The organism is Limnohabitans curvus (assembly GCF_003063475.1).
GTDB classification, from domain to species: Bacteria; Pseudomonadota; Gammaproteobacteria; order Burkholderiales; family Burkholderiaceae_C; genus Limnohabitans; species Limnohabitans curvus.
In genome coordinates this window covers 2,507,463-2,520,211 of sequence record NZ_NESP01000001.1, presented here as the reverse complement: position 1 = coordinate 2,520,211, position 12,749 = coordinate 2,507,463, and the positions used below count along the sequence as shown (strand labels likewise).

General features: G+C 51.5%; 12 protein-coding genes. 4 read left to right on the top strand and 8 right to left on the bottom strand.

The genetic code is table 11. The features are described from left to right. Positions 1-21: 21 nt before the first annotated feature. From B9Z44_RS12680 to B9Z44_RS12660, 5 genes are all read right to left on the bottom strand, one after another. Positions 22-1,290: an MFS transporter gene (locus tag B9Z44_RS12680; RefSeq protein WP_104801066.1), complete on the bottom strand. Its 1,269-nt coding sequence runs from the start codon at positions 1,288-1,290 to the stop codon at positions 22-24. A 141-nt stretch (positions 1,291-1,431) separates the two neighbouring features. Beyond that, positions 1,432-2,124 carry a response regulator gene (locus B9Z44_RS12675; protein WP_104801065.1) on the bottom strand — a complete coding sequence of 231 codons (693 nt, stop codon included), beginning with the start codon at positions 2,122-2,124 and terminating at the stop codon, positions 1,432-1,434. Next, positions 2,124-4,025: a type IV pili methyl-accepting chemotaxis transducer N-terminal domain-containing protein gene (locus B9Z44_RS12670; RefSeq protein ID WP_108402600.1), complete on the bottom strand. Its 1,902-nt coding sequence runs from the start codon at positions 4,023-4,025 to the stop codon at positions 2,124-2,126. Before B9Z44_RS12670 ends, B9Z44_RS12675 begins: the two co-directional genes overlap by 1 nt. Beyond that, the gene (locus tag B9Z44_RS12665; protein WP_104801063.1) at positions 4,022-4,507 is read right to left on the bottom strand and encodes an RrF2 family transcriptional regulator; all 486 of its coding nucleotides are present in this window, start codon (positions 4,505-4,507) and stop codon (positions 4,022-4,024) included. Before B9Z44_RS12665 ends, B9Z44_RS12670 begins: the two co-directional genes overlap by 4 nt. A 75-nt stretch (positions 4,508-4,582) precedes the next feature. Then, entirely contained in the window at positions 4,583-7,057 is a 2,475-nt protein-coding gene (locus B9Z44_RS12660) for an adenosylcobalamin-dependent ribonucleoside-diphosphate reductase (protein WP_108402599.1), read from the bottom strand. Positions 7,058-7,325: 268 nt separating this feature from the next. On the opposite strand from B9Z44_RS12660, the gene ytfE reads away from it, so the two are divergent. From ytfE to B9Z44_RS12645, 3 genes are all read left to right on the top strand, one after another. Next, positions 7,326-8,024, top strand: coding sequence for an iron-sulfur cluster repair protein YtfE (gene ytfE, locus B9Z44_RS12655; RefSeq protein ID WP_108402917.1), 699 nt, complete (start codon positions 7,326-7,328; stop codon positions 8,022-8,024). A 24-nt stretch (positions 8,025-8,048) separates the two neighbouring features. After that, positions 8,049-9,251: an NAD(P)H-dependent flavin oxidoreductase gene (locus tag B9Z44_RS12650; RefSeq protein ID WP_108402598.1), complete on the top strand. Its 1,203-nt coding sequence runs from the start codon at positions 8,049-8,051 to the stop codon at positions 9,249-9,251. Positions 9,252-9,331: 80 nt separating this feature from the next. Further along, positions 9,332-9,802, top strand: a complete 471-nt coding sequence (locus tag B9Z44_RS12645; protein ID WP_108402597.1) for a hemerythrin domain-containing protein — start codon at positions 9,332-9,334, stop codon at positions 9,800-9,802. Here the strand turns inward: B9Z44_RS12645 and B9Z44_RS12640 are convergent. Continuing rightward, a protein-coding gene (locus tag B9Z44_RS12640; protein ID WP_211308669.1) for an IS3 family transposase occupies positions 9,787-10,928 on the bottom strand; the annotation gives its coding sequence in 2 pieces (ribosomal slippage) (positions 9,787-10,682 and positions 10,682-10,928; 1,143 coding nt in all). The two genes, B9Z44_RS12645 and B9Z44_RS12640, sit on opposite strands and share 16 nt — an antisense overlap. 248 nt (positions 10,929-11,176) lie before the next feature. Between B9Z44_RS12640 and B9Z44_RS12635 the strand changes: the two genes are divergently transcribed. Further along, the gene (locus tag B9Z44_RS12635; RefSeq protein WP_245912818.1) at positions 11,177-11,749 is read left to right on the top strand and encodes an energy transducer TonB; all 573 of its coding nucleotides are present in this window, start codon (positions 11,177-11,179) and stop codon (positions 11,747-11,749) included. A gap of 8 nt (positions 11,750-11,757) precedes the next feature. Here B9Z44_RS12635 and B9Z44_RS12630 read toward each other — a convergent pair whose 3' ends face one another. Both B9Z44_RS12630 and B9Z44_RS12625 read right to left on the bottom strand, forming a co-directional pair. Further along, positions 11,758-11,985 (bottom strand): YgaP family membrane protein, encoded by a 228-nt coding sequence (locus tag B9Z44_RS12630; RefSeq protein WP_108360041.1) that lies wholly within the window; start codon positions 11,983-11,985, stop codon positions 11,758-11,760. 39 nt (positions 11,986-12,024) lie between these two features. Further along, complete coding sequence (locus B9Z44_RS12625; protein ID WP_108402916.1) at positions 12,025-12,741, bottom strand: ABC transporter ATP-binding protein; 717 nt, start codon at positions 12,739-12,741, stop codon at positions 12,025-12,027. Positions 12,742-12,749: the final 8 nt, after the last annotated feature.

The following is a 12,749-nucleotide window of genomic DNA, read 5'->3' as shown; positions in this document are numbered from 1 at the left end:
CCATCCTTGATAAATGAAGACTCAAGCCTGAAACGCAGACTCTGGATGGGGACGACCCATGACGCTAGTTTTGCGAACTTCCGTCCAATACATCCAGATGAGTGACACCCAGACCACGCCATACATCAACATGAAGGCGCTGCTGCGAATGCCTGTCAAATCAACCAACGCACCAAACAAAATTGGAAGGATGAAGCCACCCAAACCACCGGCCAGGCCCACGATGCCGCTGATGGCACCAATGTTGTGTGGATAGTCATCGGCGATGTACTTGAAAACACTGGCCTTGCCAAAGGCAAAGGCAATTCCGAGAATGAACATGATCGCGGTGAACATGTAGACGTTCAGGCCAAGTACGAACGTCTGTGGTCCTGTGACGGTGGCAATAGTGAATTCGGTTTGTGGATACGACAGCAAGAACAAACAGATCCAGCTAACCCAGAGCACCCACCAAGTCACAGCGTGCGCACCATACTTATCGCTGAGCACACCCCCCATCGCTCGCAGCACACCACCAGGGAGAGAGAAGCACGCAGCCAATAACGCCGCCACGCGAATGTCTAAACCGTATTCGCCGATGTAGTACTGCACCATCCACAAAGCCAACGCCACATACCCACCAAACACAATGCTGTAGTACTGGCAGTACTTGAGTACAACAGGGTCTTTGAGCGTTTTGAGTTGGTCTCTGAAAGACTCACGACTCGTCACCAAATGCGATGGTGCGCTGTAGCTAAATGACCAGAACACTACCACCGTACCAGCCATGATGGCGGCATACACCTGCGGAACCATCGTCCAACCAAAAGCAACCAGAATGACGGGAGCAATAAATTTATTAACAGCGGATCCAGAGTTGCCGGCGCCATACACACCCATGGCCATGCCTTGCTGCTTCTTAGGGAACCAACGCGCCACATAGGGTGTTCCCACAGAGAAAGAACCGCCGGCTAATCCGACAAACAACCCAATCACAAGAAACTGCCAATACGCCGTAGCGTAGGACATCAACCAAATCGCAGGGACTGTGGCCGACATCAACAAGGCCATGACGATACGACCACCATAACGGTCGGTCCAGATACCCAATGGCACCCGCACCAGCGAACCGGTCAGCACAGGCATCGCCATTAACAAGCCGAATTGGGTGGCATTGAGGTCCAGCATTTTTTTAATCGGGATGCCGATCACGCCGAACATCATCCACACCATGAAACAGACGGTAAAAGCCAAGGTGCTCACAATCAGCACCGACCATGCTTTGCGTTGTTGAATCAATTCATTTGTCATAACTACTCTCCAAACTCGTGCATGCAGTGTGGTTGTTTGGTGCAGTTTTGGGTATCCACCTGAAGACCACGTCACGCAAAGCAAAAGGAGGATGAAGGCCAAGCCCTCATCCTCCTTTAGGAGTATCGAAATTGATCTAGATCAACTCAAGCCATGCGTCGCTGCGAAGACTGCGATTTGTACGCGAGATGTCAGGTCCAGCTTCTTGAAAATGTGTTGGATATGAATCTTGACCGTGGTCTCTGCGATGTCTAAATCGCGGGCGATCTGTTTGTTACTGAGACTTTTTGCGATCAACAAAAAGATATCTTTCTCGCGTGGAGAAAGTTTGTCGAGCGACTGAATTGCTGCGGCCTTGCTGAAAGACATGATTCCGACAGCATCCGCCGTTGGATTCGCCGGATGGCGCATCGTTGATACCAATTTATTCAGCATCGAGGGGCTGATGACCGAATGTCCCTCGTGTACTTTGACAAGCGCATCACACAATTGGTCGGATTCAGATGTTTTGAGCAAATAGCCGTCGGCACCACTTTGCAAAGCCTTGGACAGATCTTCCTCGTCTTCACTCACGGTGAGCATCAAAATACGTAGATTGGGGCGATCCGATTTGAGTGATGCAATGGCGTCCACCCCTTTGACGCCTGGCAAATGGTTGTCAAGCAACAGCAAGTCCGGTTGCGTCTTAGCAAGCACCCGCAAAGCCTCGCCCACATCACCCGCCTCTCCGACGATTTCAAAACGATCATCTTGCGACAGCAATGCGATCAAGCCTCTGCGAAACAAAGGATGGTCATCGACCACGAGCAGTTGGATGGGTTCAGACATAAACATCACGACAGCGACGCTGTCTGTCCCTCTTTTAATTTTGAAGGCTTGGCGGCTGGCACACGCAGCGTCACGGTGGTGCCTTGGTCGACTTCAGAAACAACATCCACTTTGGCGCCAATCTGCTCGGCACGTTCACGCATGATTTTTAAACCCACCTGGAGTTCAGACCGGTTGTTACGTTCATCAAATCCAATGCCATCGTCTCGCACCACAAAACGCCATGGATCACCTTTGTGAATTTCAATCACAACGGCTTGAGCGTTGGCATGCTTACGGACGTTCGACAAGGCTTCTTGCAACACATGCAACACATGAATCTGTACATCTTGTGGCAGTGGTAGCCCGTCTCCAGACACCGTACGGCTCACCTGAAGACCGGTTTGGTGATGAAATTTTTGCAAGGTCTCCTGAACGGCGCGGTCGATGTCATCGGCTTGGGTACGCGTGCGGAAATGCAAGAGCAACTCCCGCACATCCGCAATGCTTTCCTTTAAGCCACTGTCGAGTTCGTTCAACGCAAAATCTGTTTTGTCACTGTTGTTTTTCGAAATAGCGGAACGGAGCAATTGAGCCTGAATCTTCAAAAATGCCAAGGACTGTGCAATCGAGTCATGCAACTCCCTTGCCAGCAATGACCGCTCACCTGCAATCGCGGCCTCGCGGTCCAAGGCCACCGCGCGCATCCCTTCGACAGCCGTGGCCAAGTGACTGGCCAGCGTGTCCATCAACTCGAACTCCTCTGCCGCCAAACTGACCTGGCTTTTATAGAACAAATTGATTTCACCCAACACCTTGTGGTGCATGCGCACAGGCACAGAGATCAAACTTTCATAACCGATGCGGGCGCAGTGTTGAAAGGGTGCGATGTCACTGTTGGTGATCGGGATCACCCGGGTACGGGCGTCTAGTTTTGGATTGCCACAGGCACAGGCGCCGGCCCTCAAACATTTCTCTTCCTCTTGCATAACCTGAGGGAATTGATCAGAAGCTAAGAGGAAAAATTTAGAAACATCTTCATCCGACCAGCGCAGAGCAATCGCATCCGCCTTCATCAATCGTCGCACGCGCTGCGCAAAGCCTTGTGTTAATTCACTGAGGTCGTTGGTTTGTGCAAGAAAAGCACTGACCCCATACAGACCTTCCAGCCGTTCTTTCTGCGCCGCGATGCGTTGGGTTTTGGCGATCACTTGGGCTTCGAGGTTGCCATACAAGGATTGCAAAGTGGCAGCCATGCGGTTAAAGCCAGAGGTGACTTGTCCAAATTCGTCGTTGGAAACCACATCCAGTCGCACTGAAAATTGTGCAGATTCAAGCTTTCGCAAGCCATCACGCAAATGGCTCAAAGGGTTGATGACGTACAAATAACCCGAGTAGAGCATGACAACCGCCCCAGCAATCGCCAACGCCATCATCACAATCTGAAACAAATTCAAAATCGCGGTCAAGCTTGACATCTGACTTTCGATCGACAACACAAAGCGATCAATCGCATTCAAAAAATTGACAGAATGTTCGACCAAGCGTTGGTGTTCCAAGGGCGGATGCACGGTAAAGCGCATCTTTTGATCGGACCACAGATGCGCTACTTCTGCGTAACGCGCATGCACAACGCTATCCCACGGAACAAACAACGGCCGAGCGGCATCACCGTTTTTGAGCACCGCCATGCTTTGGTCAAATTCACCGGTCAGTAACTGAATCTCTTGTTCTGGCAATTGAGCTTGCACAGCACTGGTCAGCCGCCAAGTTTGCATGCGCATGCGCCCTGCTTCGTTCAGCGCTGCTGCGCCCCCGCCCAGCTTCCAAGTCACCCACAGCGTAAGCCCGATGGAGATCAAGGCAATCACCAACAAGCCCGTGCCTATACGCACGAGTTTGGTTGACAGTGATGCGGTGTTTTTCATGCAGTTTTAACCGAAGCGCCCTTTTTTTTGCTTAATGAAAATCCCACGGTGCGAATCACCGCTGGTGGATCCTGTGCATCGGCCATCAAATCTGCCAGGGTCACGCTGTCCAGTTTTTCAAAAAAAACTTTCAAAGCATCTGCGAGAACATTTTTCAAACGACAACTGGGCATCAATGCACAGTGACTTACCCCATCTTGAATGCACTCAACGATCGAAAAATCACTCTCTGTTTTTCGAACAACTTCGCCAATCACGATCTCTGACGCAGGCCGCCCCAATCGAAGGCCACCGCCTCGCCCCCGACTGGTGATTAAATAGCCATCCGCCGCAAGCGTCATCACAATTTTGGTCAGATGACTTTTTGATATGTCATGTTGCTCTGCGATCTCCTGAATGGTTGCGGCGGTTTGCCGCGATTCGCTTTGTGCGCAGAACATCAGCACACGAAGACTGTAGTCGGTCCATTGGGTAAGTCGCATCGTTCAATAGTCCTAGTTCTTGAGGATGACCCCTCAAATATTCATTCTTAATGAATTTTATGCTGTGACCCGTTTTTAACCACACGAACCCAAGTAGCCACACTGCGTGCAATAGTCACAGCCATCCTTTCGAATCACTGCGTGCGCACCACAATCGGAACACTTTTTACCTTTCATGACGGTTTGGGGTGCCTCTGACGCAAACACGGTCGACGAGGTCGCCCCAACTTCGCCCAGTGCCGCAGGCAACGTGGACATTTCAGGGTGGGACACTCTCAGCGCCAAAATGTTCTGTACGGCGAAGGCAATGGCGGCCACTTCAGAGTCGTGCCAAAGCGGAATACGGGCGCCATCTTCACGCGTTTTGTGTCCATGACGTACCGGCCCTCTGTCCCATGCCACCTTGCACATGTCACTCAACGCGCGCTCTAGAAAACCACCACGTGCGGCAAGAGACAAAAGGCGCATGCTTGCTGTGATCCACTGTTGCGATTCACCGCTCTGACCCACAGGCATAAAAAACTCAATCGCGCGGTCCACGGTGCCATGGCCGTCTGCCCGCTTGACCGGTAGAAAGGACACGATGAGATACAGCGTCTTGTGCCCCTCATGGGTCCAATACTCGATTTTCTCAGCCACCGCACTCAACGCCCCTTTGGGACGGCTTTCGATCACGGTGCGCATCGGATCGGCGCCCAGGGCATCAACAGATGCAACGGGCTTGCTAGCTTCTGGCGCTGGCGTGAGTTCAAGCACAGAACCTAAGATGGCATTGGGTCGATACGTGGCTAATCCTTTGAGCCCAGCGCGCCAAGCTTGCAGATACAAGTCCTTGAAATCTTCATAGGGGTAATTGGCCGGCACATTCACCGTCTTAGAAATCGCAGTGTCTACAAAAGGTTGAACCGCTTCCATCATGGCGATGTGTTCATGGGCAGTCATCTCCAGCGCACCGACGAACTGTGCCGGTAAGTTATCCGTATCACCGCCCAGCGCACAGTACAAGCGCCAAGCATGATCCTGCACCTCGTATTCCGTGCGCGAGCCATCGGCTTCACGTTTTTTTCGTGTGTACATCCATGAAAACGCTGGCTCAATCCCATTCGATGCGTTGTCGGCGAAAGCCAAACTCACGGAGCCGGTGGGGGCAATCGACAACAAGTGGCTGTTGCGAATACCATGCTTGCGGATACTGGCTTTCAACGCATCGGGCAATCGACTCGCAAATGTCCCTTTGGCCAAATAAGTTGGCGCATCAAACAAGGCGAAGGCACCCTTCTCCCGCGCCAAGGCCACAGACGCTATGTAGGCCGCATCGCGCATGCACTCAGCGATACGTCGCGCCATGTCACGCCCTTCATCGGCGTTGTAGCGCAAGCCCAACATCACCAACGCATCACCCAAGCCAGTAAAACCCACGCCGATGCGGCGCTTGTCCTGCGCCTCTTGCTGTTGTTGCGGCAAGGGCCAGTGGGTCAGGTCCAAGACATTGTCCAAAGCCCGCACTTGCAAGGCCACGCTATTTGCAAAAGCTTCAAAGTCAAATTCTGCTTTGCCGCCGTGTCCGAATGGACGTCGAACAAACCGCGGCAGAATGACGGGGCCGAGGTCGCAACAACCGTAGGGCGGCAACGGTTGCTCACCACAAGGATTGGTGGCGCTGATGGACTCAATCGCTCGCAGGTTGTTATCTCGGTTGATCTGATCAAGAAACAAGATGCCAGGCTCCGCAAAGTCGTAGGCCGAGCACATGATCGTGTCCCAAAGCTCAGTCGCTCTTAAGGTCTGGTAGACCCACATCCCATCTTCACGTTGATGTGCGCCGTGTTGGCACAACTCTGCGCCGGGGTCTGCAATGTGCACCAAGTCCCAAGGGCCGTCATGCAGCACGGCGTCCATGAAGGTATCGCTCACCGCGACGGACACGTTGAAGTTGTTCCAACGACCCGGCGTCCGCTTGGCCGTGATGAACTCCATCACATCAGGATGGTCAATGCGCAGCACACCCATTTGCGCGCCGCGCCTCGCGCCCGCACTCTCTACAGTGGCGCATGAGTGGTCAAAAACATTGATATAGCTGCACGGCCCAGATGCCGTTGACGCCGTTCCCTTGACGCACGCCCCACGGGGTCGGATGCGAGAAAAGTCATACCCCACACCCCCGCCACGCCGCATGGTCTCTGCCGCCTCTCGCAGTGCTTCATAAATTCCGGGATAGCCGCTGCCGTCCACGCCTTGGATGCAATCGCCCACTGGCTGTACAAAACAGTTAATCAGTGTGGCTTGAATTCCTGTACCGGCCGCACTCATGATCCGGCCAGCACCAATGGCCCCTGCTTCTAGATTTTGACGGAATAAGACTTCAAATTCGGCACGGAGTTCCACCGGTTCTACGCTGGCCAACGCGCGGGCCACTCGGTCAAAGAGTTGACTGACGTTGTCCTCTCCTGGCTTGAGATATTTTTCTCGAAGCACATCCTTGCTGATCGGCTGTATCGGCATGGTAGAAATTGCATCCAACAAAACTTGGTGATCGACGTGACGGTTCATGCGTCCACTCCCTTCAGAGTTATATAACGGGTAATCAGTTGAAATAGGCATCCTGCGCACAAGACTAACGGGACATCGTTGATCTTGGCTTGCCATTGATCAAGCAACCATGCTTTACCAAGCAAATGTGTTTGCGCAAAATCTTTTCCGCCTCGCACCATGAGCCCCAGTTAGATCAAACAAACTTAGATTTTTAATTAAAACATTCATTAAACATGAATCTTATATGATAATAGATGCATTTCACATGAATCTTAAAGGATCTTTTATGACATCACAGACCACACAAAACTTTGCGAAGGCCGATCAGAGCTTGGGGCATCTGGCAATCCAAATTCCAGGTGCAACCGCCATTTTTAGAAAATTAAAGTTGGACTTTTGCTGCGGAGGGCAGCAGACATTAGCGAACGCTTGTGCTGAAAAGGGACTGAATACGAACCAGGTGTTAAGTGAAATCCAAGCACTCGAGCATCACGAGCTGCCACCCCTAACGTCCACATCCATCGAACTCATCGATCACATACTGGCGCGCTACCACGAGGTGCACCGACAACAACTGCCCGAGCTGATTCGCATGGCACGACGCGTGGAAGCCGTGCACCGTGAGCACCCACAAGTACCTACAGGTCTGGCGGATCAACTGGAGACCATGCAAGAAGAACTGCTAGAACACATGGCGAAAGAAGAGGCCATCCTGTTCCCACTTCTCAAATTAGGTCAGCACCCCATGGCCGTTAATCCCATCGGCATGATGCGCCTCGAACATATCAACCATGGCGCACAACTAGAAAAACTAGCCGAGCTCACCACACAGCATCAGCCACCAAGTGGCGCATGCAACACATGGCAGGCACTGTATGCAGGCACAGCAAGGTTGAACGAGGACCTGATCGAACACATCCACCTCGAAAACAACTATCTGTTTCCACAGTTTGAGCCAAGCGCCCAAACTAGCCATTGCGTATAAGCCCCCCATCACCGAGACCAATCTATGCCAAGTGAAGCAACTGACTGGATGAACTTAGCGCAGGCCGCTAGCTTGAAACCGTTAAAGATCAAAGGCCACACCCTTTTACCCATCGTTCAAGGCGGGATGGGCGTCGGTGTCTCCGCATCTGGACTGGCTTCAGCCGTCGCACGGATGGGCGGTATGGGCACCATCTCTGCGGTGGACCTACGTCGCCGCCATCCTGACTTGATGACGGAGACAAAGCACCTCGACAAAGAGCCAGATGCAGGCGAACGCATTGACAAGGTCAATCTGATTGCGCTCGACCGCGAAATAAAAATAGCCCACCAAAGTGCGAATGGCAAAGGCGCCATCGCCGTCAACATCATGAAAGCCTTGAGCGCCTATGAGGCCTACATCCACCAAGCATTAGACAGCGGTGCAGATGCGCTCGTCGTGGGTGCTGGCTTGCCTTTAGACCTTCCTGAGCTAGCACGTGACTACCCAAAAACTGCATTGATCCCCATCCTTTCCGATGCCCGTGGCGTTCAACTTCTGGTGCGCAAATGGGAAAAAAAAGGACGCTTGCCAGATGCCATCATCATCGAAAATCCACGACTGGCGGGTGGCCACCTAGGTGCCGCCAAAGTGGCTGACCTTGGGGATTCACGGTTTGATTTTGATGTGGTGATTCCCCAGGTACTTGAATTTTTCAAGACATCAGGGTTTGAACAAGAAATACCACTGATCGCAGCGGGCGGCGTCAACAGTCATGCACAAATTGCACAACTGCAAAGCTTAGGCGCCAGTGGCGTTCAACTTGGAACTGCATTTGCTGTCACAGAAGAATGTGATGCCTCGTTGGCTTTCAAAATGATTTTGGCCAAGGCGAAACCGCAAGACATCGTTGAATTTTTGAGCGTTGCAGGCTTGCCTGCCCGCGCGGTAAGGACGCCATGGTTGGACAAATACCTCCGCATATTGCCCATCCTGCAAGAGCGTGCACACGTCAAAGCGAAATGCAATATGTCGTTCGACTGCCTCCAGCACTGTGGCTTACGCGATGGCAATGGGAGCATAGGCCAGTTCTGCATTGATCAACAGTTGGGACATGCGCTTGACGGTGACACGCAACGTGGCCTCTTTTTCCGGGGTGCCGGTCTCTTGCCATTTGGTGAGCAAATACGAAGCGTGCCTGACCTCATTCGGCATTTGCTGACCCCGGTTGCCGTCGATCACACATGAAAATCATGGGGCTTTGACATGCGTCAACACCATCCATTTCAATTGACTAAAAAATAGTAGTTTTATAACTAGGAAAAAAAATGGGACATGCCTGCATACAAGTCATTTATGACGAGCACTCTTCAATCTCTGCCATTTTGAAATCGTTACGCATGATGATCAGACGCGGACCGCAAAATGAGCCAGAAATCTTCTTCGATGTGATGCGCGCCATGCTGTTTTATATTGATGAAGTACCTGAAAAGCAGCACCACCCCAAAGAAACGGCTTTCTTGTTTCCACCTGTGGCACAAAGATCACCGCAATGCGCCGAACTGATAGAACAGTTAGAAATGGATCATGAAAAAGGGGAAGCCTCGGTGCGTGAGCTTCAACACCTGCTGCTGGGTTGGGAAATATTAGGGGAATCACGTCGTCAAGCCTTCGAAGAAGCAACTTTGAAATTTGTAGACTTTTACAGTGAACATCTACTTCTTGAAGAGTCAATCATCATTCCTGAAGCCTTGTGGCATTCCCCCAAACCTCTAGACACTTTTCATAGCGCAGTTTGACGCTGCCGCTCGAACTCATAGGGGCTGAGTTGATCGAGGTGCTTATGGCGTCGAACTCGATTGTAGAAACCCTCGATGTAATCGAAGATGTCCGACTTAGCTTCAGCCCGAGTTTGGTAAATCCGCTTCTTGATTTGTTCGCTCTTCAAATTACTGAAGAACGATTCAGCAACCGCGTTATCCCAGCAGTTGCCTCGACGGCTCATGCTCGGGCTCAGTCGGTTGTCTTTGCACCAGCGGTTGAACTCATCGCTGCCAAATTGGCTACCCTGGTCAGAATGGATGATCACTGAGTCCTTTGGCCTTCTGCGCCACACCGCCATCGTCAATGCATCCAGCACCAAGCTCGTCTGCATGCGTGGGCCCATACTCCATCCCACCACCGCACGCGAATGCAAATCTAGTACAGCCGCCAAATACAGCCACCCTTCATGTGTGCGGATATACGTGATGTCCGTCACCCAAGCTTGGTCGGGTTCGTCGTGTTGGAACTGGCGCTGCAACTGGTTGGGCGCAACCAATGAAGGCTTGCCCACTTTGTACCTAGGGCGTTTGTAGCCTCGAACTGATTTGATTTGAGCCACACGCATCAGCCGCGCCACACGGTTTTCGCTACAAGCCACGCCAGCTTCACGCAGGTCACAGAAGATGCGCGGACTGCCGTAGATGCCCATGCTCTGGTCGTAGAACTCTTTGATCTTTGCCGTCAACACCTCATTGGCTCTTGCCCTTGCTGAGAGCGGCTCATGCAGCCAAGCGTAGTAGCCGCTGCGGTGAACTTTGAGAACGCGGCACATGCTGGTGAGTTTGAATTCGGATCGGTGGGCTTGAATAAATGCGTACTTCACCCGGACTGCTTTGCAAAGTACGCGGCGGCCTTTTTTAGGATATCGCGCTCCTCGGTAGTGCGTCTTAGCTCAGCCTTGAGCTTGGCCATCTCGGCTTGCAGCACCTTTAGATCGTTGGTAGATGGTTCATCAGCCTTTTTGAACTTACTGACCCACGTGTACAGAACACCTTCAGCAATGCCTAGTCGCTTGGCTACATCGACAACCGAGTGGCCTTTATCGATGACTTGTTTGACTGCCTCGTCTTTGAACTCAGGGGCATATTTCGCTCGTTGCATTTGCAATTCTCCATTTCAGTTTTGACATCATATTTGTCTACTGATTTGGGGGAATGCCAGTGGTCGCGATTAGCGCGAGCCAACATTTATTGACACTTCGGCAACCAACTAAAACGCCTGATCAAGAGGTTGAGTTCTTTTTCATCAAGACAGAACTACAGCCCGAAATTGAACCTTCGCGTGATCGGTCCATCACAAAGCAGGAGGCAGCAATCACCCAAGCAATTTCAGAAAAGCTACCCGCGACTATGGCTGCACCCTCTGCACCCACCGCTGAAGAATGGACATTTGCTTCCAAGTACACAAATAAAAACAGCAAAGGCTATCGCCATAGCTGGGGCCAGCAAGTTCGCAGCATGATGGGCACAGCTATTGAGGGACCTGATCAAGGTGAAGTGCGCTTTCGCATCGAGATAGCGCCAAACGGCACATTGGCAAAACTCGACACGCTATGGAGTACCTCAGCACATGCTGAAAAACTGGCTCGTAAAGCCATCCAAAACATGCCAGCATTGCCTCCTACTCCTACAGGCAAACCTTTGATTTTTGAGAAAACAATTTCGTTTTCCCCTTTTGCATCAGACGGCCCACCAACCTACAAAGACGACTGCCTGCCAGACACGCCTGCTTTTAAAAATCCGTTTGCTTGGGATGGCAAATCTGAGCAGGTGAAAGCTCAGCCCGCCCCCACAGAGCCTAAGCTTGACGCTCAGGCCATGGAAGAGTGCCTGCGACAGTTACCCAAAGACACATTGGAAGCCGAAATGGCGCGCGACCAACGCATCATGGACCAATGGGGCAGTAGCAAAACTGGCCGATGATGTGCTGATTAAACGCAGCAGGAATTTCCATCCTCTTTAATTCCTAGTGCCTTAAATATCTTCCCAGCTGGACAAAAGCCTGTAAATCCAGATTGAAACAAATTCAATCCAACAAATGCGCAAAGCCACAACCAGCTAGGCGAACTCAGATCAACTTGTCCATTTAAATGAGCAAGGGCTAAACCCAGGGTCACCATGAAGCCTGCCATGATGCTGATTAGTTTATTGACGGTCATTTTTCACTCCAATTAAAAATAAAACTATGCTCTCTAAAATTATTGAAGAGAGCGTCCCTCACCTTTTTCCTCAACCGTCTGTCCATCACGAATGTGATAGATGCGTTTGAAGGTTGGGATGATCTTTTCATCGTGTGTTACGACGATGATGGCTGTCTGTGCGAGACGGGCCATGTCATTCAGAATTCGAATCACAGAAAGAGCACGCTCGCTATCAAGAGGTGCTGTAGGCTCATCAGCCAGAATTACAGGCGGTTTGTTTGCCAACGCACGAGCAATAGACACTCGTTGCTGCTCACCACCAGATAGCTGAGATGGTTCAGCCTTTGCGCGGTGCAACACATCTAAAGATGTCAACAACTCAAGCGCCCGTTGCCTTGCAAGTTCATTGGGAACACCAGCCAACATTGGCAACAAAGCAACGTTATCTGTCACGTCCAAAAAAGGAATCAGATAAGGCGCTTGGAACACAAAACCAATACGATCGCGTCGCAAGGTTCGTAAATCTGGAATCTTCCATCCGTTGTCATAGATAACTTCATCGCCTAAAGTCATTCGCCCCGACGTGGGCTCAATGATGGCCCCCAAGCATTTGAGAAGCGTACTTTTACCTGAGCCAGAAGGGCCAACAAGTCCAACCACCTCACCCGCTGAAACTTGCATGTTGACGTTCTTCAAAGCCTCGACCGCAGTGTCTCCATGCCCATAGACTTTGCGTAGGTTTTCAATAAGGATGCCACCGGTTTTGTATGTCATTTCGTACA